The sequence below is a fragment of the Bacillus salipaludis genome (assembly GCF_030938565.1).
GTDB classification, from domain to species: domain Bacteria; phylum Bacillota; class Bacilli; order Bacillales; family Cytobacillaceae; genus Neobacillus; species Neobacillus salipaludis_A.
Genome location: NZ_JAVGVR010000001.1, coordinates 6,192,609 through 6,215,676 on the forward strand (window position 1 = coordinate 6,192,609; position 23,068 = coordinate 6,215,676).

The following is a 23,068-nucleotide window of genomic DNA, read 5'->3' on the forward strand; positions in this document are numbered from 1 at the left end:
TATGCTTATTCAAGATGTGGCTCAATCGGTGCGCTGTGGATAATTCGAAGAAGCATATTCGAACGTGCTCCACCCCGCGATAGTAAAAATATTAAATTTGGATCATGCTCCAAGCTTAACAACCGCCCCGATTTCAGTATGCTTATTCAAGATGCGGCTTAATCGGTGCAATTTGACTAATTTCCCAAAAAAGGAATGGAGCCTAGCGGGATCGAACCGCTGACCTCCTGCGTGCAAAGCAGGCGCTCTCCCAGCTGAGCTAAGGCCCCATGGTATTAATATCATTTTGACTGGTCGGGAAGACAGGATTCGAACCTGCGACCCCTTGGTCCCAAACCAAGTGCTCTACCAAGCTGAGCTACTTCCCGTAAAAATATGGCGCGCCCGAAAGGAGTCGAACCCATAACCTTCTGATCCGTAGTCAGACGCTCTATCCAATTGAGCTACGGGCGCATTATGAAAGTTTTTTTGCATGCGCAAAATACTGGTGCCGAGGACCGGAATCGAACCGGTACGGTAGTCACCTACCGCAGGATTTTAAGTCCTGTGCGTCTGCCAGTTCCGCCACCCCGGCAAATTGGAGCGGAAGACGGGATTCGAACCCGCGACCCCCACCTTGGCAAGGTGGTGTTCTACCACTGAACTACTTCCGCATAAGAATGGTGCGGGTGAAGGGAGTCGAACCCCCACGCCTTGCGGCGCCAGATCCTAAGTCTGGTGCGTCTGCCAATTCCGCCACACCCGCATATCCAATTAAATGGTGGAGGATGACGGGATCGAACCGCCGACCCTCTGCTTGTAAGGCAGATGCTCTCCCAGCTGAGCTAATCCTCCATTATACTGTCAGTTATTTTCACTGTTTCGAAAAAACTTTGGTGACCCCTACGGGATTCGAACCCGTGTTACCGCCGTGAAAGGGCGGTGTCTTAACCGCTTGACCAAGGGGCCAACTATAAAATTCAGCAAAATAATAGCCCCTAAAGGGGCTTAGCCTAGCAACGTCCTACTCTCACAGGGGGACAGCCCCCAACTACCATCGGCGCTGAGAAGCTTAACTTCCGTGTTCGGTATGGGAACGGGTGTGACCTTCTCGCCATTATTGCCAGACTATTTTATTTGAGGTATCATTCCCTCAAAACTAGATAATACAGAAGAAGTTTTAGTAAAAACGAGTTCACCTTAAGACTATGGTTAAGTCCTCGATCGATTAGTATCAGTCAGCTCCACATGTCGCCACGCTTCCACCTCTGACCTATCAACCTGATCATCTTTCAGGGATCTTACTAGCTTGACGCTATGGGAAATCTCATCTTGAGGGGGGCTTCATGCTTAGATGCTTTCAGCACTTATCCCGTCCGCACATAGCTACCCAGCGATGCCTTTGGCAAGACAACTGGTACACCAGCGGTGCGTCCATCCCGGTCCTCTCGTACTAAGGACAGCTCCTCTCAAATTTCCTGCGCCCACGACGGATAGGGACCGAACTGTCTCACGACGTTCTGAACCCAGCTCGCGTACCGCTTTAATGGGCGAACAGCCCAACCCTTGGGACCGACTACAGCCCCAGGATGCGATGAGCCGACATCGAGGTGCCAAACCTCCCCGTCGATGTGGACTCTTGGGGGAGATAAGCCTGTTATCCCCAGGGTAGCTTTTATCCGTTGAGCGATGGCCCTTCCATGCGGAACCACCGGATCACTAAGCCCGACTTTCGTCCCTGCTCGACTTGTAGGTCTCGCAGTCAAGCTCCCTTATGCCTTTACACTCTGCGAATGATTTCCAACCATTCTGAGGGAACCTTTGGGCGCCTCCGTTACTCTTTAGGAGGCGACCGCCCCAGTCAAACTGCCCACCTGACACTGTCTCCCACCCCGATCAGGGGTGCGGGTTAGAATTTCAATACAGCCAGGGTAGTATCCCACCGACGCCTCCACCGAAGCTAGCGCTCCGGCTTCTACGGCTCCTACCTATCCTGTACAAGCTGTACCAAAATTCAATATCAGGCTACAGTAAAGCTCCATGGGGTCTTTCCGTCCTGTCGCGGGTAACCTGCATCTTCACAGGTACTATAATTTCACCGAGTCTCTCGTTGAGACAGTGCCCAGATCGTTACGCCTTTCGTGCGGGTCGGAACTTACCCGACAAGGAATTTCGCTACCTTAGGACCGTTATAGTTACGGCCGCCGTTTACTGGGGCTTCGATTCAGAGCTTCGCTTTTAAGGCTAACCCCTCCTCTTAACCTTCCAGCACCGGGCAGGCGTCAGCCCCTATACTTCGCCTTGCGGCTTCGCAGAGACCTGTGTTTTTGCTAAACAGTCGCCTGGGCCTATTCACTGCGGCTCTTCGAGGCTATTCACCTCAAAGAGCACCCCTTCTCCCGAAGTTACGGGGTCATTTTGCCGAGTTCCTTAACGAGAGTTCTCTCGCTCACCTTAGGATTCTCTCCTCGCCTACCTGTGTCGGTTTGCGGTACGGGCACCTTTTATCTCGCTAGAGGCTTTTCTTGGCAGTGTGGAATCAGGAACTTCGGTACTAAATTTCCCTCGCCGTCACAGCTCAGCCTTTATGAGAAGCGGATTTTCCTACTTCTCAGCCTAACTGCTTGGACGCGCATATCCAATAGCGCGCTTACCCTATCCTCCTGCGTCCCCCCATCACTCAAACGATAAAGAGGTGGTACAGGAATATCAACCTGTTGTCCATCGCCTACGCCTTTCGGCCTCGGCTTAGGTCCCGACTAACCCTGAGCGGACGAGCCTTCCTCAGGAAACCTTAGGCATTCGGTGGATGAGATTCTCACTCATCTTTCGCTACTCATACCGGCATTCTCACTTCTAAGCGCTCCACCAGTCCTTACAGTCTAGCTTCAACGCCCTTAGAACGCTCTCCTACCGCGGACACCTAATGGTGTCCACCCACAGCTTCGGTGATACGTTTAGCCCCGGTACATTTTCGGCGCAGAGTCACTCGACCAGTGAGCTATTACGCACTCTTTAAATGGTGGCTGCTTCTAAGCCAACATCCTGGTTGTCTAAGCAACTCCACATCCTTTTCCACTTAACGTATACTTTGGGACCTTAGCTGGTGGTCTGGGCTGTTTCCCTTTTGACTACGGATCTTATCACTCGCAGTCTGACTCCCACGGATAAGTCATTGGCATTCGGAGTTTGTCTGAATTCGGTAACCCGATGAGGGCCCCTAGTCCAAACAGTGCTCTACCTCCAAGACTCTTACTTCGTGAGGCTAGCCCTAAAGCTATTTCGGAGAGAACCAGCTATCTCCAAGTTCGATTGGAATTTCTCCGCTACCCACACCTCATCCCCGCACTTTTCAACGTGCGTGGGTTCGGGCCTCCATCCAGTGTTACCTGGACTTCACCCTGGACATGGGTAGATCACCTGGTTTCGGGTCTACGACCACATACTCAAACGCCCTATTCAGACTCGCTTTCGCTGCGGCTCCGTCTCATCAACTTAACCTTGCATGTAATCGTAACTCGCCGGTTCATTCTACAAAAGGCACGCCATCACCCATGAACGGGCTCTGACTACTTGTAGGCACACGGTTTCAGGAACTATTTCACTCCCCTTCCGGGGTGCTTTTCACCTTTCCCTCACGGTACTGGTTCACTATCGGTCACTAGGGAGTATTTAGCCTTGGGAGATGGTCCTCCCTGCTTCCGACCGGATTTCACGTGTCCGGCCGTACTCAGGATCCACTCAGGAGGGAACGAAGTTTCAACTACAGGGTTTTTACCTTCTATGACGGACCTTTCCAGATCGCTTCATCTACCCCGTTCCTTTGTAACTCCATGTTGAGTGTCCTACAACCCCGAAAGGCAAGCCTTTCGGTTTGGGCTGTTCCCGTTTCGCTCGCCGCTACTCAGGGAATCGCGTTTGCTTTCTCTTCCTCCGGGTACTTAGATGTTTCAGTTCCCCGGGTATGCCTTCATTATCCTATGTATTCAGATAAAGATACTGCTCCATTACGAACAGTGGGTTCCCCCATTCGGAAATCTCCGGATCAAAGCTTACTTACAGCTCCCCGAAGCATATCGGTGTTAGTCCCGTCCTTCATCGGCTCCTAGTGCCAAGGCATTCACCGTGCGCCCTTTCTAACTTAACCTAAAAGGTTTTACTCTAAAATTAGAGAGAAAAACTAAAATGGCGATTACTCGGTTTTTACTTGGTTTCTTCTTCTTACGATTATCTAGTTTTCAAAGAACGATTTAAAAAAGCTTTGAGAGAATTGCTCTCTCAAAACTAAACAAACAAGAAACGGTCAACATCTTATCAGTCCATAAGGACTGCATTATCCTTAGAAAGGAGGTGATCCAGCCGCACCTTCCGATACGGCTACCTTGTTACGACTTCACCCCAATCATCTGTCCCACCTTAGGCGGCTGGCTCCTTACGGTTACCCCACCGACTTCGGGTGTTACAAACTCTCGTGGTGTGACGGGCGGTGTGTACAAGGCCCGGGAACGTATTCACCGCGGCATGCTGATCCGCGATTACTAGCGATTCCGGCTTCATGTAGGCGAGTTGCAGCCTACAATCCGAACTGAGAATGGTTTTATGGGATTGGCTAAACCTCGCGGTTTCGCAGCCCTTTGTACCATCCATTGTAGCACGTGTGTAGCCCAGGTCATAAGGGGCATGATGATTTGACGTCATCCCCACCTTCCTCCGGTTTGTCACCGGCAGTCACCTTAGAGTGCCCAACTAAATGCTGGCAACTAAGATCAAGGGTTGCGCTCGTTGCGGGACTTAACCCAACATCTCACGACACGAGCTGACGACAACCATGCACCACCTGTCACTCTGTCCCCCGAAGGGGAAAGTCCTATCTCTAGGAGTGTCAGAGGATGTCAAGACCTGGTAAGGTTCTTCGCGTTGCTTCGAATTAAACCACATGCTCCACCGCTTGTGCGGGCCCCCGTCAATTCCTTTGAGTTTCAGCCTTGCGGCCGTACTCCCCAGGCGGAGTGCTTAATGCGTTAGCTGCAGCACTAAAGGGCGGAAACCCTCTAACACTTAGCACTCATCGTTTACGGCGTGGACTACCAGGGTATCTAATCCTGTTTGCTCCCCACGCTTTCGCGCCTCAGCGTCAGTTACAGACCAGAAAGCCGCCTTCGCCACTGGTGTTCCTCCACATCTCTACGCATTTCACCGCTACACGTGGAATTCCGCTTTCCTCTTCTGCACTCAAGTCCCCCAGTTTCCAATGACCCTCCACGGTTGAGCCGTGGGCTTTCACATCAGACTTAAAGGACCGCCTGCGCGCGCTTTACGCCCAATAATTCCGGACAACGCTTGCCACCTACGTATTACCGCGGCTGCTGGCACGTAGTTAGCCGTGGCTTTCTGGTTAGGTACCGTCAAGGTACCGGCAGTTACTCCGATACTTGTTCTTCCCTAACAACAGAGCTTTACGACCCGAAGGCCTTCATCGCTCACGCGGCGTTGCTCCGTCAGACTTTCGTCCATTGCGGAAGATTCCCTACTGCTGCCTCCCGTAGGAGTCTGGGCCGTGTCTCAGTCCCAGTGTGGCCGATCACCCTCTCAGGTCGGCTACGCATCGTCGCCTTGGTGAGCCGTTACCTCACCAACTAGCTAATGCGCCGCGGGCCCATCTGTAAGTATCAGCCGAAACCGACTTTCAGCTTTTCCTCATGAGAGGAAAAGGATTATCTGGTATTAGCTCCGGTTTCCCGAAGTTATCCCAGTCTTACAGGCAGGTTGCCCACGTGTTACTCACCCGTCCGCCGCTAACCAACAGGAGCAAGCTCCTATTGATTCGCTCGACTTGCATGTATTAGGCACGCCGCCAGCGTTCGTCCTGAGCCAGGATCAAACTCTCCAAGAAAGTTGATATAGCTCATTTGTTACGTTGGCTCATGTTCTATATAATAGAAGAAACATGATTATTATTGTTTGTTGACGTTTTTGTTTGTTTAGTTTTCAAAGAACAATAGCACTTATAAAAAGTGACAGGAATATTATTTTATCAAACTTCTTAAATTCTATCAATCATCAATTATTTCCAATTCCGATTGATTTTTGCACTCTTTTCAAGAGCAACTTTTACATTATATCACGTTATGCACATCAAAACAAGAGTAAATTTTACTTAATCTTGTTTACATATCCACTCTTTCTGGGAGCGACTTTATTAATATAACACCGTGGGTGTTAACTTGCAATAGAAAGTTTTTATAAAATTACTTTTTTGATTCTATTTTCTTCCTACCCAATTTTTAGTGGAAGTTGTAGGTAGAAAGCTAGCCCTCTTTAAATGCTTTGAATTTTTTAGCCAACTGCTTGAAATAAGGGGTGAAATCATTAAATAAAGGTTGTAATTGTTTAGTTGTCGCAACGAACATATCAACTGTTTCCATCAGCTGCATCAAATCGATCTGGTTAAGGAGACCTTCTATCTGATTTAGATTGTTTTGTGAGGAGGTCGGAGCTTCTTTTTCCTGAAAGCCAAATAGCCAACCATCCATTCGATTGGTGGTGCGATTAAAAGATGCCCGCCCAGGTTGCTCCAGAAATTCTTGTGAAGTATTTTCATTCATTTGATAAGGTTCTCTGCGGTTATGACTGCCAAGCATGAGTCTTGAAAACCGGTCGATTTCCTCAATTGGTTCCCTTTTTAATTCATTATCGTTCTCCAGCATTGACCCTCTTCTTCCTTTCTTCTTCTTCTTTTAAATAGAATATGATGGATTTCAAATCAAGGTGTGGACAATCTACCTAATAAATCAAGTTACCGCACCTCATGACTCCGAAAAATGATTAGACCTCATAAAATGATGGGCAAATGAGGATGTATTTTTACACTCTAGTATAAATCCTTATCACCGCAAGTGTAGGGAGCCCCACCCAAAAACTTGAAAATAACCATTAACTAATGTATTTTAAGAGAGCTAAAATTACGTTTTACCTTAGAATAGGAAGTGAAGTTTATGATAAAAATTGAAATACCAAACCCTGATGTAGTATTAACGAAACAAAAACAGCTAGGTGAAAAAGTAGAAGCCGTGATTAGCAGCCAATATGGTTTTACCGATTATCATCGAATTCCGCGTGATAAAGGCGGGATCATCCTACTTTTTAACGCAGAGGATCAACTATTATATGTCGGCAAAGCCCGGAAGCTGCGTCCAAGGGTAAAGAAACACTTTGAGGATACGGTTTCTCCAATAAAGTCGCACCGCGATGAGGTATACAAGATTGCGGTATCTGTTGTCGAAGATCCGATGGAAAGAGAAATTTACGAAACTTACATCATCAACCAGCAGCATGCCAAATACAATATTGACAAAGTCTTTTATAAATAAATCCCGCCCCCATCAAAACACCTTGCGCCATTAGCGCAAGGTGTTTTTCCCATTTTCAACCTCAATATTATTCGTGCTTTCCCGCTTTAATTCCTTACCCGAGCGGGGGTCAGACTCTTGAAATAAAGTTCAATTTTTCTAAAAATTTTAAGTTGTGCAACATATTTTTGAATGCTATACTGAACATAGTAATTTAGTAATCATGATTATAAAATCACTTTGATTGTTTTTTAACAATGATTTAAAGCTTTTAGAAAGCGCTTTAAGGTGAAACTTTTTATGTTAAACCTCTTGTGGCGAAAGAGGAAGAAAGGGATGTTAACATGTCAACAGAATGCAAAGAAAGAGAAATTATCACCAATTTTCCTTATACGTATCAAGCGATTGAAAACACTTGGATTGTTTTAAAAGACGGAACGAGACTCTCCAGTCGGATCTGGCTGCCTGAAGTTCCGGAAGGTGAAAAAGTACCGGCTATTTTAGAGTACATTCCTTACCGTAAAACTGATGGTACAAGGACAAGAGATGAACCGATGCATGGTTATTTTGCCGGACATGGTTATGCAGCAGTCAGAGTGGATATGAGAGGTTCGGGGGAATCCGATGGTCTCTTACAAGATGAATACCTAAAGCAAGAACAAGATGATGCCCTAGAAGTAATTGAATGGATTTCAAATCAACCTTGGTGTGATGGAAACATCGGAATGATGGGTAAATCTTGGGGAGGATTTAATTCCCTTCAAGTTGCAGCCAGAAGACCCAAAAATTTAAAAGCCATTATTACCCTTGGATTTACCGATGACCGCTATAACAATGATATCCACTATAAAGGCGGCTGTCTGTTAAACGATAATTTCTGGTGGGGAAACATTATGCTCGCCTATCAGGTACGTCCGCTTGACCCTCATATTGTCGGCGACAGCTGGCGGGAAAAATGGCTGGAACGGTTAGAAAATATGCCGTTATGGATGGCACAGTGGATGGAGGATCAAACAAGGGATGAATATTGGAAGCATGGTTCAGTTTGTGAAAATTACGATGACATTGAAGTGCCCGTTCTTGCCATTGATGGCTGGGAAGACTCTTATACAAATACCGTATTCAGCTTAATGAAAGGGCTTTCGGTCCCTAGGAAAGGGATCATCGGTCCATGGGCACATGTTTATCCTCAGGATGGCGTTCCAGGTCCGGCGTTGGGCTTTTTACAAGAGGCTGTTAAATGGTGGGATCATTGGCTAAAAGGAATCGAAAATGATTGCATCGATGGACCAATGATCGATGTATGGCTTGAGGAAAGCATGCCGCCTTCTTCTATTAAACCGGTTAGTAAAGGAGAGTGGGTTGGACTTCAATCATGGCCATCCAACGAAGTTCTCACAAAAACGTATCAATTGACGCATGGTAAATTACTGGAAGAACAAGATGATAAAGAAGAGCAAGTGTTATTAAAAACCCCTCTAAATCACGGCCTTTTATCAGGTGAATGGATGGGTGCCGGAGTACTTGGAGAAAGTCCTTCAGACCAGCGATTAGATGATGGAATGGCGATGGTCTTTGAAAGTGATCTATTAGAAAACCCATTAGAAATCGTAGGCTACCCGAGATTCGAAGTACAATTATCAAGTGACAAACCTAAAGCAATGCTTTTTGCACAGTTATCAGATGTGGCGCCGGACGGAGCCGTTACCCGTGTTTCCTACGGTGTAATGAATTTAGCCCATTTAAATGGACATGACCGGGTAGACTTGCTGACCGCTGGTGAGAAAGTAAATGCTTATGTGAATCTTGACTGTTGCGGACACAAATTTAAAGCCGGACACCGGGTTCGTTTATCAATTGCTACCACTTTTTGGCCAATGTTTTGGACCATGCCGGAGGATGCAACACTTACATTGAATCTGGAAACCGCTAAGTTTTCATTGCCAATCTTTAACGGCAGCCGGACAGCAGGACCGAATATGAGTCCGGAGAGTGCGCCATTAACTCCGATAACCATACTTTCAGAGGGCAAAGTCGATCGTTCGATTTCCTATGATATTGTAGCCGATACATGGACTTGTATAACGGATGGTGTCGGCGGGGTATTTGGTGAAGGGGTTTATCGCTTTGATGAAATTGATGTGACCGTTGAACACAATTTGAAGCGGGAGTTGACATTAAGCAATGCTGATCCTCTTTCCGCAAAGTATACCATTTATCAAAAAATGAGAATTGGCCGTGAGGGCTGGTGGATTGAAGCTGACATTACCGTTACGCAAACTTCAGATGCGGAAAACTTTATCATCGTTGGCGAAATGGATGTAAAAGAGAACGGCGAGCCGGCATTCAAGAAAAATTGGGACCAAAAAATTAAACGCGTAGGGCTTTAAGAGAAAAGCGGAAGCGCCTTGGTCAGCCTCAGGCATAGCACAAGCCAAGCCTTCTTAACGGATTGGCTTGTGACCTCGAGGGGCAGGACGCTTGCGCTGGACAATTCTTAAAGCCAGCGATTGGGGGAAATGCGATGGAAGGAAAATTAAGAAAAAATATACCTACTCTAATCATTTTAATTATTGCAGGTGAAATGATTTATACATTGCCATATTTTCGAAACTATTATTATGATGTATTTCTAAAGGACTTTCACTTAACAAATACACAAATGGGTTCGCTCGGAAGTGTGTTTGGAATTACTTGTTTGATTTCCTATATCTTTGCAGGTTATGTGGCAGATCGTTGGAAAACGAAACACTTATTGACGCTCTCCTTAATCGTGACAGGAGCTCTAGGCTTTACCTTACTATTGTATCCCCCTTACTCTGTATTGGTCTTAATTTATGGAGCTTGGGGATTTACATCCATCCTGACCTTTTGGGTAGCATTAATAAAAGCCGTCCGTTCGTTAGCAAATGAAAATGAACAAGGAAAAGCATTCGGCTTTTTTGAAGGCGGACGCGGTGCTGCCAAAGTAATCGAATCCGCTTTGGTTTTAGGACTCTTCGCCTTTGTTTCAAAGCAGCTGAGTGACAAGGTCGCATTGTCCACAGTAATTATTTTCTATTCCGTGATGTGTATTCTTTTAGGGATCATGGTTATGCTGCTTTACAAGAGTCCTGAACAAAACAACAGCAGTGATCAAGGTAACGAAAAGGATCATACAAAATTTAATTGGGATATCCTTTGGAAGATTCTAAAAATGCCAACAACCTGGCTGGCAGCCGTTCTTATTTTAACATCTTATGCAATGATCAATAGTTTCTATTATATTACTCCTTATGCACATGCAGCATTTGGTGCTTCCACCATCATTGCCGCAGCACTGGGTTACTTTTCACAATACTGCCGCCCAGTCGGAAGTTTCTCCTCCGGAATCATCGGGGATCGAATTGGGATTTCGAATATGGTCATCATTGCCTATAGTTTATTGGCAGCCGGCTTAGTCGCTCTCATTCTTTTGCCCGGAAAGCCTTCTCTTATCCTGTTACTGTTAGTCTTTATCGCCGTTGTTTATGTAGCCATGTATGCCTTACAGGCAACGCACTTCGCGATTTTGGTGGAAGGAGACTATCCCGTTGAAACAACAGGAACTGTCGCTATGCCATTAATGATCATCGGGTATAGCGGGGAAATCTTTATGCCGATTATTGCCGGAGCTTGTTTGGACCACTGGGATGGTACCACTGGTTATAAGGTATTATTCGCCATTTTATTAGGCTTAACGATCGTTGGATTGATTACCGCTGTCATTTGGCAAAGAGTAACGAAAGAAAAACGAAAAGAAATTGCCCTTCAGAGAAAAATAATGAAAGAAAAAAAAGCAAGTTAGAATGAGCCCCTAAAATGAAAAGAAGCTGGCGATAAAGTTTTGTTTTTCGCCAGCTTTTTCATTTTGAACCAGTTCCACCACGGGTCATTATTACTTCGGCTTCTGAGCCAATAGTTTGGTATAATTTTTCTATCATCTTTTTTAAAAAGACTATGTTAAAGAACATTGTTGAATTTTTAGCCCTGTTGATTGGAGCGGAAATCAACAGCCAAAGTTAACATAGCCCTTAGATCTCACTTCGCCTAAGAACGAAATAACTTATATGGATATAAAATTTGTAAGGAGTATAACGATGAAAAAAAAGGAAATACAATTGAGCCGCATGTGGAAATACTTTGTCGACGCAACGGCTGAAATTATCGAAGAAGAAGGTTTAGAGAATGTAACGATCAGGAAAGTTGCGGATAAGGCAGGTTATAACAGCGCCACGATTTATAACTATTTTTCTGAAATCTCCCATCTGATCTTTTTCGCATCCATGAAATTCTTGAAATCTTACACGGATGAGGTAGCTGTTTATATTGAAAAAGGAAAAGATCCCATTGAAAAGTACTTGTTAGCATGGGAATGTTTTTGTATTCACTCCTTTAAGCAGCCACAAATTTTTAATGCGGTATTTATTATGGATTTAGGGGATCAACCCGAAAAGCTGCTTGAAGAATATTATAAAATCTATCCGGCTGATTTGATTAACATTCCTGAGGAGTTAAAGATTATTCTCTTTGAACGAAACGTGTCAAAACGGGGGCGGTCCTTCTTAGAAAATGCACTAAGAGAGGGATATATCAAAGAAGAAAACGTTGATGCGATTAATGAATTAACCATTTTAATCTGGCAAGGAATGTTTACAAATATCTTAAATAATCGCAAAAGCTATGAGTTTCAGGAGGCAGTGAAAATCACCATGAACTATATTACAGAGATTGTTCACAACGCGAATCTTTTTTCTTTTAAAAAATATGACCATACGAATCAGCAGTAAAAGCCATAGGGACGGTTCTGGTGGCTCCAAAAAGCCAGCAGAACCGTCCCTATGGTTACCCCATCGGCAAAAACACAATAAAGATGGTTCCGGTCCCGAGCTTGCTCTCGACCTCAATTCTTCCTCCATGTGCCTCTACAATAGATTTAGTAATCGATAATCCAAGGCCTGCTCCTCCCGTTCTTCTTGCACGGGAAACATCTGCACGATAAAAACGGTCGAAAATGAGCGGCAGACTTTCTTCGCTCACCCCTGTGCCATTGTCTTCTACGGAAAGCTTTGCAAACTGATTAGATGCTTCAAGCGAAACCTTAATCACCCCGGATACTGGATCCGTATGCTGGACAGCATTATTAAATAGATTAAGAATCACTTGCTTTAACTTATCTGATTCATAGAATCCAACAACATCTTGAGCAAGCTGAAATTGAATCGCGCGATCTCCCGCCAAAACGTTTAGTTGAGGTTCCATCTCTTCGATTAACATGGAAAGATTGCTCTCTTTAGCCTGTAATTCAGGAGCACGGTCCAGCTTCGTAAGCAATAATAAGTCCTCTACTAATTTAATAATCCGCCTTGATTCCCCCTGCATGCTATTTAATGCTTTGTACAGCTGTTCTGGACGATTGGCAGCTCCCCTTAATAAAACCTCAATGAATCCGGAAATGGAAGTAAGCGGTGTTCGCAGCTCATGAGAGGCATCCGCGATGAAACGTCTCATTTGTTCTTTCGTTTCTCTTTCATACTCAAAGGATTTTCCCAATCTCGCTAACATGTCATTAAACGACTCCGCTAAACGATCAATCTCTTCCTGCCCCTGTTCAACCGGAAGGCGCTCTTCTAAGTTTCCGGCATTGGTTTTCTTCACCGCTTTCACAATCCGTGATAACGGCACAAGGGTTTGGTTCAGAACGCGCAAGTAAATTCCAAGTCCACCAGCTAAAGCTAAAGCGGAAAGAATGGAAAAAATCAATAATTGCTGAAGAAGTACATGCTTGAGCGGTGCCGTATTCGTTCCCAGCTGCAGGATTCCGGAGATTTGATCCTGGAAACCTCCCCCCGCTGGCTTAAACACAATCAATTGCTCGACTCCCTTTGAATTCGTTTCGATACGATAGGAAACATCCTGATGAGTTGAAAAATCCTGCAAAATATTTTGATATTCCTTTTTAGAAAGTATTGGAGCTTGGATACTACTATTTTCTAAAAGGTCTTGAAAATTGCCGTTATTCTTAATCAGCGCAAGCGACATATCCTGTAAAAAGAAAAACTTATGATTTGGCCCCGGGAAAGTGTCCCCGTTGTCATGAGGCTTTTCATTATCATCTGGTAAATCTACATTTAAACCAATATCTTTTGGCAATGACATCAGCCTTGCACTTAGCGTTTCTGCCTCATTCTGAAACAGGAAATCCTTCATAACCAAGTACTGCGTAAGCCCAATCGCCAGTAAAATAAAAGCCAAGATGACTAACGTCCGTGCAAGAAGTTGATAGCGTAAGGAACGGGAAAAAAATAAATTCTTTACCCCCTTCATGAGAAATCTACCCTGTAGCCTGAACCTCTTATCGTACGAATCACCTGGTGCTGCTTATCCCCCAGCTTATCTCGTAAAGAGCGAATATACACTTCCACAATATTCTCTTCCCCAAGAAAATCATAGCCCCAAACCCGATCTAAGATGATGGCTTTGCTCATCACGATCCCGTGGTTCATCACTAAGAATTTGAGAAGCTCATATTCAGTTGGAGAAAGCTCCAAAATTCGGCCGTTATACGTAAATTCTTTTCTTCGGTCGTCCAGCTTAAAGGGTCCATACGTGACTTCATTAAATAGATTCGGGAATTGATTGCGCAGCCGGGCCCGAATTCTAGCCAATAATTCTTCAAAACTAAATGGCTTTATCACATAATCATCGGCTCCGATGGTTAACCCCTTCACCCGGTCTTCCACCTCATCTTTGGCCGTAAGCATAATAATGGAGGTTTGCGCACCGCTTTTTCGAATCATTTTGCACACTTCAAACCCATCCATTCCAGGCATCATCACGTCTAATATCGCAATATGCGGCTCAAATTCCTTCGCTACATTAATCGCCATCAACCCATCTAATGCTGTTTTTACCTCATACCCTTCCCCTGTAAGACCCATCTCTAAAAATTGCAAAATATGTGGTTCGTCATCGACGAGTAAGATTTTAATACCTTCTTTAGCATTCATGATCATACCTCCAGATCCCCTAATAGATATAGTTTCGTCTATTTAGCTGAAAATTAGCTGAATGAAAACTGAATATCGGCTTAATCGATATAAAAATGTCGGAATCGTTATGTAAATACCTATTATACTATGCATCAACTAGTTTGCTGAATTTTTCAGGAAACCTTCAGCTTTCCTTCAAGTCTAATTCAGGTTGGCCGTGCACAATACAGACATGAACAAAACGGGGAGGAGACATGAAAATGGGGAGAAAGAAAATAACATCCTTAGGAGTAGCGAAACGATGCGGACAACTAAAAATATAAAAATACTACTAGTGGATGATGAATTATCGATTTTGCAATTTTTAGAGCTCGGATTAATAGAGGAAGGATTCGAAGTAAGGACCGCTCAAGACGGTGCATCAGCCATCGACTTAGCCAAAGATTTTGAACCACATGTTGTCATCCTCGATGTCATGATGCCGGGAATGAGTGGGATTGAAGCATGCAAGATTCTTAAAAAATTAGGAAATCTGGCTGTTATTATGCTGACGGCAAAGGGGGACGAGGAGGATCGAATGAAAGGACTCGATCTAGGTGCCGACGATTATATGGTCAAGCCCTTTAGCTTTGGAGAACTGGTGGCGCGAATCCATGCAAGAATAAGAAATCAATTTCCCATTCTTTCAGAAAATATCGCAATCGGTCCTTTTGAAATTGATGACCGTCGGAGGGAAATTCGTTTCAATGAAACAGGTCTGAAACTTTCACCAACGGAATATGAACTCCTTCGATTATTGGTGATTAATCACGGAATGGTCCTAAGCAAAGCAACTATTTTAAAGAAGGTGTGGGGCTATGACGCTGGTGGTGAAGAAAATATTGTGGAAGTTTATATCCGCCTATTGAGAGAAAAGCTTCATGATCATAAACGTACCTTAATCCGGACAATCCGTGGTGCCGGTTATCGGCTGGATCTAGCATGATAAGTAAAATAATTGCTGACCTCTTAAAAGGCAGCAAAAGGAAAGGAATCATATGATGGAAAAAACAAATCAATCCGAACCATTGCAAACGAGTAATATGAATGTAAGAGGCCGGCCAGGAAATCCGCCATGGGAACGGCCTGCTCTGTTGACCCTATTGCTGTTGACAGTAATCGCATATATATGGGGGCTTGGCCAATCAGGCTGGTCCAATTCCTTTTACAGTGCCGCAGTACAAGCGGGTACGAAAAGTTGGAAGGCGTTCTTCTTCGGATCCATTGATGCATCTAATTTTATTACAGTCGATAAGCCCCCTGCTTCCTTGTGGATCATGGAATTATCGGCGCGAATATTCGGCCTGAATTCCTGGAGTATGCTTGTTCCAGAAGCACTGATGGGTGTCGCTTGTGTATGGGTCCTTTACCTGACGATTCGCCGCTGGTTCAGTGCCGGTGCAGCGCTAATCGCGGGAACAGTCCTTGCAATGACACCGGTGGCCGCGCTCATGTTCCGTTTTAATAATCCTGATGCGCTCCTAGTTCTGTTACTTACAACAAGTGCCTATGCCTTTACAAGAGCACTTGAGGAAGGGAAAACAAAATGGCTCGTGTGGGCCTCTGTCTTCATTGGCTTTGGCTTTTTGACTAAAATGATGGCCGCATTCCTGATCATCCCTGTGTTTGTAGTCGTCTATCTGTTATTTGCCCCTGTATCGGTACGCCGGCGACTAGTGCAAATGGTGATCAGTGCGATTACGGTTGTGGTTTCAGCAGGTTGGTGGGTGGCGATTGTTCAGCTTGTCCCGGCTGCGAACCGTCCATATATCGGGAGTTCTCAGAAAAACAGCATTCTGGACTTGATTTTTGGATACAACGGTTTAGGCCGGCTTACCGGGAATGAGTCCGGTATGGGCAGCCCAAAAGCTGCGACAGGAGTTTCAACTGCCAATGATATGGTAAATCAAGCGGCCAATATGGGCAGACCCGGCGGCGCCATGGGCGGGAGTTTCAGTGGCAGCACTGGTCTGACACGTCTATTTAACTCCGAAATGGGAGGCCAGATTTCTTGGCTGATTCCTGCGGCACTGATTCTTTTAATCGTTGCGGTTTGGCTTGTCCGCCGGAACTGGAAAAGTGATCGCACCATTCCTGCCATGCTTTTGTGGGCTGGAACGTTCTTCGTGACCGGTATTGTGTTCAGCTATAGTGCGGGAACAATTCACCCGTATTACACAGTTGCCCTGGCTCCAGCTATTGGTGCCATCATCGGGATTGGTGTTGAAGTTCTTTGGACGAGACGTGAACAATTGGCTGCCCGTTTAGGGTTAACGGCGACTATTGCAGCGACAGCAGTTTGGTCTTATATTTTACTTGACCGTACTTCAACCTGGTACCCGTGGCTGCGTGTGGCCATCCTAGTGATCGGGTTGGTTGCTGCTATTACGATGATGATCGCACCAAAGCTTCGGCGAAATTTAATGATGGGTGCTGCCGCAGCTGGATTGGCTGCCTGCCTGGCTGGTCCGTTTGCCTATACAGTCCAGACCATTGCGACACCACATACTGGATCGATGCCTTCTGCAGGTCCTTCGACGGGTGGCGATGGATTCCCTGGCCGCTTTGGCGGAGGTCAAATGCCGCCTGGGGCTAATTCAAGTAATTCGTCTACAGGACAATCCGGGAATTCCGGTTTTGGCGGGCAAATGTCTCCTGGGAACAATTCAGGTAATTCGTCTACAGGACAAACTGGAAACTCCGGCTTTGGCGGGCAAATGCCTCCTGGGAACAGCTCAACTAATTCTTCCCCAGGACAGTCCGGCTTTGGTGGTCAAATGCCACCTTCATCCGCAGGAGGAACCAGGAACGCTAAACAGGGTGGTCCTGATGACAACGCCACACCTGGCAAGAATATCGTAAAATTGTTTAAAAAGGATGCCACGAAATACACCTGGGTGGCTGCAACGATCGGTTCACAGTCTTCGGCTCCATATCAACTAGCGACAGGTGCGCCCATCATGGACATCGGCGGCTTTACCGGCAGTGATCCGACCCCTACCCTTGCCCAGTTTAAGAAATACGTGAGTGATGGAAAGATTCATTATTTTATTAACTCCGGCAGAGGCGGCATGGGCGGCGGCATGTCCACTGATAATACGAATGGAAAAACAAATGGAAGCACTTCTAATGGTAACTTCCAAAGAGGACCAATGGGCGGTGGTTCTAATTCAGAAATCACCAATTGGGTTCAAAACAATTTTAAGACAACAACAGTCGATGGTGTGACTCTCTATGATTTGACTCAACCGAAATCTAAATAATGTGGTTGGAAACGAGCAAGGATTGAGCCCTGGATAAACAGGGCTCGATCCTTTTTATTTTGCTTTTCTAAATTCGTTATCATAAAAATTGTTGTTTTTACACTAAGAAAGCTACTGTATGCGTGCGTTAACAACTTTTATCAGCGAATTTAGACCCTTTATCAGCGAATTGAAAGGTTTTATCAGTGAATTCGGCCTGTTTATCAGCGAATCAAGAAAAATCACCATTTTCCAAAAAACATTTCATTATTTTTCAGGAAACCTTCAGCTTACGCTCATGCTGAATTCAGATTGAAAATCCATAATACAGACATAGACAAAAAGAAGTCATTTAAATACAAGGAGGCAACAAAAATGAATAAAAAGAAATTTACTTCTTGGAGTGTAAGCTTTGCCAGTCTAGCATTCGTCGCTGGCATGATCTCATACCTTGGGATCAACAAAGATACCATAAACAAAACAACTGCCACCACTCAAGCTCAGGTCACAACACAAAGTCCAACCCAGAGTGGAAGTTCTTCGATCACCTATGAACTCCCAAACCGAAACAGAATCAGCGATTCCAAGCAGTCTAATACTCAATCTGTTTCACAAGACCAATCGTTTAGCCAGCATGGCGGTTTCGATACGACGACTGGAGGAACCTGATCATGAGGACGAAATGGAAACGAGGAGGAAAATAAAATGGAGACATTTGAATGGTATGCGATTCGGGCAACCGGAACGATAGCTTATCTATTATTATATGCGGCCGTTCTTACTGGACTGTATTCCATGGTCCAGAAGAAACGAAAAAAGAAAGTAAACAACCTACTTCATCTTCATGAAGTACTGTCAGATTGGTCGTTAATTCTTACAGGGGGACACTTAGGAATTTTGCTAATAGATTCTTATCTCCCCTTTAAACTGTCTGAAATCTTGATTCCATTTGCCAGCGGCTATGAAACGATCTCCATGGCGATGGGTTCAATTGCGACTTATTTTTTAATCTTAACGATCATTACGTCAAAATTCCGCAATAAAATTGGGTATCAAAGATGGCGAAAACTGCATGCGCTAAATCCCATACTCTATATACTCGTTACGTTACATGGATTATTGAGCGGTACGGACTTCCAAGGAACGATTTTGGCGGCCGTGAATATCGCACCCGTCATCATCTTTGGGGGGATGCTGTTTTCGAGTAAGAAAAAGCTAACAGCTGCACAAGGATAAATGGATTGCTTCCGCCAGTAAAAATCAATTTTTCAAAAAAGGGGGTTCATCCCCCCTTTTTTATGGATTCCAGCAACTAATTTCAGGAAACCTTCAGCTGATCTTCAAGCTGATTTCAGGTTGCAGGCCCATAATGAATTCAATGAGATATTTCGTGAAGGAGTGATAGAAATGAATCAAGTTGTTCAATATTCAATCGTTGTACCCGTGTACAACGAAGAAGCAGTGATTCATGAAACCTACCGTAGATTGACCGAGGTAATGAGATCGACAGGAGAATCTTACGAGCTTCTCTTTGTGAACGACGGCAGCCGTGATCGCACAGCCGACATCATAAAGGAATTTAGTGAAAAGGACCCCGCTGTTATTTTAGTAGATTTTTCAAGGAATTTCGGCCACCAAATTGCCATCACAGCAGGAATGGATCATTCAAAAGGAAGGGCCGTAGTCGTGATTGATGCCGACTTGCAGGATCCGCCCGAGCTTATTTTGGAAATGATTGGAAAATGGAAACAAGGCTACGATGTGGTGTATGCAAAACGGACGAAACGAAAAGGAGAAACATTTTTTAAAAAATACACTGCCAAACTGTTTTACCGCTTTTTACATTCGATGACAGATATCGACATCCCGCTTGATACAGGAGATTTTCGTTTATTGGACCGTAAAGTATGTGATCAAATGAATAACCTGCAAGAAAAAAACCGTTTTGTCCGCGGGTTAGTGAGCTGGGTTGGGTTTAAACAAATTGCCGTCGAGTATGAACGGGACGAGCGTCTGGCGGGCGAATCTAAATACCCGCTCAAGAAAATGCTGAAATTGTCGATGGATGGCATTACCTCCTTTTCCTATAAACCATTAAAACTAGCAAGCTTTGCTGGTGCGGGTTTATCGGTCATCGGCTTTTTCTACTTGTTCATTGTCCTATACTTAAAACTGTTTACCCATACTACCATCACAGGTTGGTCCTCCCTGATTGTGATTCAGTTGCTTTTTAACGGGTTTATACTTTTTATTCTCGGAATCACTGGTGAATATATCGGCCGAATCTATGACGAATCGAAACATCGTCCACTCTATATTGTTCAAGAGATCTATCAAAAGAAGCCAGAAAAGAAAATGATATACAGATGACCAAGCGATGGCTTTCTTTTATAAAATTTGCAATTGTGGGTGCGGTCAATACCTCGATTGATTTTAGCGTCTATGCATTCTTGACTTGGTTCAATGTAAACTACATCGTCGCTCAATGTATTTCGTACAGTGCCGGGGTGTTAAACAGCTATATCATGAACCGAAAATGGACATTTGAACAAAAAGGAAAAGGAAGTAAGCGAGAATTTTTCACTTTTCTTGGTGTGAACCTGATTACTTTGGTTATGACTTCTTTTTTATTAACGATGTTTTATAAGCATTTGCGACTTCCATTATGGATCAGTAAGTTACTCGTCACAGCAGCAAGTGTTGGAATGAATTATATTGGAACGAAAAGAATGGTATTTACTAGGGGGGTTCAACCATGAAGATTAAAAAAGCAGTCAACCATTGAAGCAGCCCTTATGAGGGAGGACTTAAAGCATATTGTTCTGATACCATAGGGACGGTTCTCTTGGTCTACTTTTTTATCTTTCTGACAAAAAAAGCCGACAGAACCGTCCCAAAGGTCCAATTAAAAAGCAGCCCCCTAAAAAATTAGGAAAGCTGCCTTACCATTCTATTAATGTTCCACTTTCTGAATAAATTCCCGTGTTCTGTTGTGTTTCGGGTTGTGGAAGAATTCCTTCGGCGGACCTTCCTCCACGATGACGCCTCCGTCCATAAAGATAACACGATCGCCCACTTCCTCAGCAAATTTCATTTCATGGGTAACCAGCACCATGGTCATTCCCTCTTTGGCCAAATCACGAATAACATTTAAAACTTCGCCAATTAGTTCCGGATCGAGTGCAGAGGTGGCTTCGTCAAACAGCATTGCTTTCGGCTCCATCGCAAGGGCCCGGGCAATCGCGACACGCTGCTGCTGTCCACCTGATAATTGGCTCGGATAATGATTCATCCGTTCTGCCAAACCTACTTTACGCAGGTAGGTTTCAGCCGTTGCACGAGCCGCCTCCTTGGATTTTTTACGGATTTTCATTTGAGCAGCCATCACATTTTCCAACGCCGTCATTGTTGGGAATAAGTTAAACCTTTGAAATACCATTCCCACTTCCGTCCGAAGCCTGGCTACATGCTTCTCATCAAATTTTTCGCCCGGCTTTACGAAATAATCACCATGGACTTTTACAGTCCCCGCCGTTGGGATTTCTAAAAAATTAAGGCAGCGAAGAAAAGTAGATTTTCCTGATCCCGATGGGCCGATGATAACTACCTTTTCGCCTTCCTTTATCTCTAAATCGATTCCTTTTAAAATTTCGTTGGAACCAAAGGATTTTCGTAATTGATTGACTTCAATGATCACATTAGACATGACGACGTAATCTCCTCTCTAGTACTCGTACAACTTGAGCCATTGGTAAACTTAAAACCAAATAAGCTAAAGCTAATAGTGTATAAGATTCAATCGTTAAGAATGTTTGAGAGGCGTAAGCTTGAGTCCGCAATAATAATTCATACACGGTTATAAATGCAAGAAGTGAAGTATCCTTTACCATCATAATGATGTAATTACCAAAGGTCGGCAATGCCACTCGAGCCGCTTGTGGGATCACAATCGACCACATCGCCTGCTTGCTCGTATACCCCAGGGCAAGTGCTGCTTCCGTTTGCCCGCGGTCAATTGAAATAATTGAGGATCGAATAACTTCTGACAAATAAGCCCCATAGTTAATTCCCATCGCAACAGTACCTGCTGTAAAGGCGTTAAAATTGATTTGATAATTTGGAATCCAAAATTGGACTACAAGTGAGAGGAGCAACGGTACTACATAATACATATAGACGAGTTGGACAAGTAGAGGAGTTCCGCGAATAATTTCTAGGAATATCACCAATATTCGATTCAGCCACTTGAATTTAGAAATCCGCCCTAAAGCAATCAGTGTTCCAAGGATTAATGCCAGAGCGAACCCGCACACGGTGGCTCCAAGAACAGTCCCCAGTGCTTTTACCAATTCTGGAGAAAGATCTTTAAACGCTGTAGCAAAATCTAAATTTTTTAAAATGTTCATATGAGAATCACCCTTTTTAGAAAAGCACAAGCGCCCGATAAGCGGCTCTGGGACTGGAACTTCGACTAAGGTAAATGAAGAAAACCAACAACATTCAATTAAAGTATAATGAAGTCCTTTTGCCGCTAGGCGCTTGAGCTAAACCATGATAGAAGTCAGGAGCATGTAAGACAAAGAATCTCTTTAAATCTATTTTCCAGCAGGTACGAAATTATCTTCATTTAATCCATACTTTTTCAAGGTCTTCAGGATAAAGCCATCTTCCTTCATCTTATCCAGTTCCTTATTTACCGCATCTAACAGATCTTTATCTGACTTACGGACCGCTGCACCAATATTTCCAGCTGCTTCAGCCTTATAAGGTGATACTAATTTTAAGTTCAACGTTTTATCATTTGTGATACTATAGCCCGCAACCGCACTATCTGTGATACATGCATCAATTTTGTTCGTATTTACGGCAAGAAGAAGCTCAGATTGTGAATTAAACACCTTAACCTCTTTAATTTTGCCTTCCTTTTGAAGCTTTTGCGCAAACTCAAGGAATGCGGTTCCTTTTTGTCCGCCGACAACCTTATCTTTTAAATCATCCAAACCTTTAATAGGAGAATCTTTCACGACAACCAATGCTTCCCCTTCGGTGTACCAAATGTTCGTGAAGTCAGCAATTTTTTGACGCTCAGGCTTGATATACATACCATCGGTTACCATATCCACATTGTTATTATTAAGATCAAGCAGCAAGTTTTCGAACTTTACTTCTTTCATTTCTACTTTTGGAATGCCTAAACGCTTAGCCACTTCCGTGATAATTTCAGCATCAATCCCTGAAAACTTTTTTGTATCCTTATCAATGTAGGCAAATGGAACGTCGTTAGAGGATGCGACAACAAGCACTCCTTTATCTTTAATCCTTTGTAACGCACTTGCGGAGCTATTTTTTGAACCATCCGCATTTCCATTTGACTTTTGGCCGCCGCAGCCTGCTAATAGAATAATAGAAAGAACCGTAAGCAAAAACATTTTGGTCAATCGTTTCATCG

The 23,068-nt window shown here is 44.3% G+C and carries 16 protein-coding genes, 8 tRNA genes and 3 rRNA genes; 10 read left to right on the top strand and 17 right to left on the bottom strand.

The window, feature by feature from the left end:
- Nucleotides 1–196: 196 nt before the first annotated feature.
- The 12 genes from RCG21_RS30730 to RCG21_RS30785 form a co-directional block, all read right to left on the bottom strand.
- A tRNA-Ala gene (locus RCG21_RS30730) sits at nt 197–269 on the bottom strand.
- A 22-nt stretch (nt 270–291) separates the two neighbouring features.
- A tRNA-Pro gene (locus RCG21_RS30735) sits at nt 292–368 on the bottom strand.
- Nucleotides 369–376: 8 nt separating this feature from the next.
- Nucleotides 377–453: transfer RNA gene (locus RCG21_RS30740), tRNA-Arg, on the bottom strand.
- Nucleotides 454–485: 32 nt separating this feature from the next.
- A tRNA-Leu gene (locus RCG21_RS30745) sits at nt 486–574 on the bottom strand.
- 4 nt (nt 575–578) lie between these two features.
- Nucleotides 579–653: transfer RNA gene (locus RCG21_RS30750), tRNA-Gly, on the bottom strand.
- A gap of 7 nt (nt 654–660) precedes the next feature.
- Nucleotides 661–745: transfer RNA gene (locus tag RCG21_RS30755), tRNA-Leu, on the bottom strand.
- Between the two features lie 13 nt (nt 746–758).
- Nucleotides 759–834, bottom strand: a tRNA-Val gene (locus RCG21_RS30760).
- Between the two features lie 39 nt (nt 835–873).
- Nucleotides 874–948, bottom strand: a tRNA-Glu gene (locus RCG21_RS30765).
- A 42-nt stretch (nt 949–990) separates the two neighbouring features.
- Nucleotides 991–1,107 (bottom strand): 5S ribosomal RNA (rrf, locus tag RCG21_RS30770).
- Nucleotides 1,108–1,187: 80 nt separating this feature from the next.
- Nucleotides 1,188–4,126: ribosomal RNA gene (locus RCG21_RS30775) — 23S ribosomal RNA — on the bottom strand.
- 196 nt (nt 4,127–4,322) lie between these two features.
- A 16S ribosomal RNA gene (locus RCG21_RS30780) occupies nt 4,323–5,872 on the bottom strand.
- The 16S, 23S and 5S rRNA genes sit together here with 8 tRNA genes alongside, the layout of an rRNA operon.
- 415 nt (nt 5,873–6,287) lie before the next feature.
- Nucleotides 6,288–6,686, bottom strand: coding sequence for a hypothetical protein (locus tag RCG21_RS30785; RefSeq protein WP_133340017.1), 399 nt, complete (start codon nt 6,684–6,686; stop codon nt 6,288–6,290).
- Nucleotides 6,687–6,974: 288 nt separating this feature from the next.
- Between RCG21_RS30785 and RCG21_RS30790 the strand changes: the two genes are divergently transcribed.
- The 4 genes from RCG21_RS30790 to RCG21_RS30805 all read left to right on the top strand — a co-directional run bounded on the left by RCG21_RS30790 (nt 6,975) and on the right by RCG21_RS30805 (nt 12,136).
- A complete protein-coding gene (locus RCG21_RS30790) occupies nt 6,975–7,349 on the top strand; it encodes a nucleotide excision repair endonuclease (protein WP_133340019.1) in 375 nt (124 codons plus the stop codon).
- 323 nt (nt 7,350–7,672) lie between these two features.
- Nucleotides 7,673–9,718, top strand: a complete 2,046-nt coding sequence (locus RCG21_RS30795; protein WP_308914209.1) for a CocE/NonD family hydrolase — start codon at nt 7,673–7,675, stop codon at nt 9,716–9,718.
- A gap of 134 nt (nt 9,719–9,852) precedes the next feature.
- The gene (locus RCG21_RS30800) at nt 9,853–11,154 is read left to right on the top strand and encodes an MFS transporter (RefSeq protein ID WP_308914210.1); all 1,302 of its coding nucleotides are present in this window, start codon (nt 9,853–9,855) and stop codon (nt 11,152–11,154) included.
- A 292-nt stretch (nt 11,155–11,446) separates the two neighbouring features.
- Entirely contained in the window at nt 11,447–12,136 is a 690-nt protein-coding gene (locus RCG21_RS30805) for a TetR family transcriptional regulator (protein ID WP_133340023.1), read from the top strand.
- A 55-nt stretch (nt 12,137–12,191) separates the two neighbouring features.
- On the opposite strand, the gene RCG21_RS30810 is transcribed toward RCG21_RS30805, so the two are convergent.
- Complete coding sequence (locus RCG21_RS30810; RefSeq protein ID WP_133340025.1) at nt 12,192–13,673, bottom strand: sensor histidine kinase; 1,482 nt, start codon at nt 13,671–13,673, stop codon at nt 12,192–12,194.
- Nucleotides 13,670–14,356 (bottom strand): response regulator transcription factor, encoded by a 687-nt coding sequence (locus tag RCG21_RS30815; protein WP_133340027.1) that lies wholly within the window; start codon nt 14,354–14,356, stop codon nt 13,670–13,672. The genes RCG21_RS30810 and RCG21_RS30815 overlap by 4 nt, the downstream gene beginning before the upstream one ends.
- A 283-nt stretch (nt 14,357–14,639) precedes the next feature.
- Between RCG21_RS30815 and RCG21_RS30820 the strand changes: the two genes are divergently transcribed.
- The 6 genes from RCG21_RS30820 to RCG21_RS30845 all read left to right on the top strand — a co-directional run bounded on the left by RCG21_RS30820 (nt 14,640) and on the right by RCG21_RS30845 (nt 20,378).
- The gene (locus tag RCG21_RS30820; protein WP_133340029.1) at nt 14,640–15,323 is read left to right on the top strand and encodes a response regulator transcription factor; all 684 of its coding nucleotides are present in this window, start codon (nt 14,640–14,642) and stop codon (nt 15,321–15,323) included.
- Nucleotides 15,324–15,375: 52 nt separating this feature from the next.
- Nucleotides 15,376–17,640 carry a glycosyltransferase family 39 protein gene (locus RCG21_RS30825; RefSeq protein WP_308914211.1) on the top strand — a complete coding sequence of 755 codons (2,265 nt, stop codon included), beginning with the start codon at nt 15,376–15,378 and terminating at the stop codon, nt 17,638–17,640.
- A 354-nt stretch (nt 17,641–17,994) separates the two neighbouring features.
- Entirely contained in the window at nt 17,995–18,288 is a 294-nt protein-coding gene (locus tag RCG21_RS30830; protein WP_308914212.1) for a hypothetical protein, read from the top strand.
- 36 nt (nt 18,289–18,324) lie between these two features.
- Nucleotides 18,325–18,855 (top strand): ferric reductase-like transmembrane domain-containing protein, encoded by a 531-nt coding sequence (locus tag RCG21_RS30835; protein ID WP_133340035.1) that lies wholly within the window; start codon nt 18,325–18,327, stop codon nt 18,853–18,855.
- 171 nt (nt 18,856–19,026) lie between these two features.
- Nucleotides 19,027–19,989, top strand: coding sequence for a glycosyltransferase family 2 protein (locus tag RCG21_RS30840; protein WP_308914213.1), 963 nt, complete (start codon nt 19,027–19,029; stop codon nt 19,987–19,989).
- A complete protein-coding gene (locus RCG21_RS30845) occupies nt 19,986–20,378 on the top strand; it encodes a GtrA family protein (RefSeq protein ID WP_133340039.1) in 393 nt (130 codons plus the stop codon). The genes RCG21_RS30840 and RCG21_RS30845 overlap by 4 nt, the downstream gene beginning before the upstream one ends.
- A gap of 194 nt (nt 20,379–20,572) precedes the next feature.
- Here RCG21_RS30845 and RCG21_RS30850 read toward each other — a convergent pair whose 3' ends face one another.
- The 3 genes from RCG21_RS30850 to RCG21_RS30860 form a co-directional block, all read right to left on the bottom strand.
- The gene (locus tag RCG21_RS30850) at nt 20,573–21,313 is read right to left on the bottom strand and encodes an amino acid ABC transporter ATP-binding protein (RefSeq protein WP_133340053.1); all 741 of its coding nucleotides are present in this window, start codon (nt 21,311–21,313) and stop codon (nt 20,573–20,575) included.
- A 4-nt stretch (nt 21,314–21,317) separates the two neighbouring features.
- A complete protein-coding gene (locus RCG21_RS30855; protein WP_133340041.1) occupies nt 21,318–22,025 on the bottom strand; it encodes an amino acid ABC transporter permease in 708 nt (235 codons plus the stop codon).
- A gap of 189 nt (nt 22,026–22,214) precedes the next feature.
- The gene (locus RCG21_RS30860; RefSeq protein ID WP_308914214.1) at nt 22,215–23,066 is read right to left on the bottom strand and encodes an ABC transporter substrate-binding protein; all 852 of its coding nucleotides are present in this window, start codon (nt 23,064–23,066) and stop codon (nt 22,215–22,217) included.
- Between the last annotated feature and the right edge of the window lie 2 nt (nt 23,067–23,068).

Coding starts and splice junctions, on each gene's coding strand:
- RCG21_RS30815 (WP_133340027.1), bottom strand. CDS start 14,356: ATGAATGCTAAAGAAGGTATTAAAATCTTACTCGTCGATGACGAACCA.
- RCG21_RS30835 (WP_133340035.1), top strand. CDS start 18,325: ATGGAGACATTTGAATGGTATGCGATTCGGGCAACCGGAACGATAGCT.
- RCG21_RS30795 (WP_308914209.1), top strand. CDS start 7,673: ATGTCAACAGAATGCAAAGAAAGAGAAATTATCACCAATTTTCCTTAT.
- RCG21_RS30785 (WP_133340017.1), bottom strand. CDS start 6,686: ATGCTGGAGAACGATAATGAATTAAAAAGGGAACCAATTGAGGAAATC.
- RCG21_RS30840 (WP_308914213.1), top strand. CDS start 19,027: ATGAATCAAGTTGTTCAATATTCAATCGTTGTACCCGTGTACAACGAA.
- RCG21_RS30820 (WP_133340029.1), top strand. CDS start 14,640: ATGCGGACAACTAAAAATATAAAAATACTACTAGTGGATGATGAATTA.
- RCG21_RS30800 (WP_308914210.1), top strand. CDS start 9,853: ATGGAAGGAAAATTAAGAAAAAATATACCTACTCTAATCATTTTAATT.
- RCG21_RS30830 (WP_308914212.1), top strand. CDS start 17,995: ATGAATAAAAAGAAATTTACTTCTTGGAGTGTAAGCTTTGCCAGTCTA.
- RCG21_RS30805 (WP_133340023.1), top strand. CDS start 11,447: ATGAAAAAAAAGGAAATACAATTGAGCCGCATGTGGAAATACTTTGTC.
- RCG21_RS30810 (WP_133340025.1), bottom strand. CDS start 13,673: ATGAAGGGGGTAAAGAATTTATTTTTTTCCCGTTCCTTACGCTATCAA.
- RCG21_RS30825 (WP_308914211.1), top strand. CDS start 15,376: ATGATGGAAAAAACAAATCAATCCGAACCATTGCAAACGAGTAATATG.
- RCG21_RS30790 (WP_133340019.1), top strand. CDS start 6,975: ATGATAAAAATTGAAATACCAAACCCTGATGTAGTATTAACGAAACAA.
- RCG21_RS30845 (WP_133340039.1), top strand. CDS start 19,986: ATGACCAAGCGATGGCTTTCTTTTATAAAATTTGCAATTGTGGGTGCG.
- RCG21_RS30855 (WP_133340041.1), bottom strand. CDS start 22,025: ATGAACATTTTAAAAAATTTAGATTTTGCTACAGCGTTTAAAGATCTT.
- RCG21_RS30860 (WP_308914214.1), bottom strand. CDS start 23,066: ATGAAACGATTGACCAAAATGTTTTTGCTTACGGTTCTTTCTATTATT.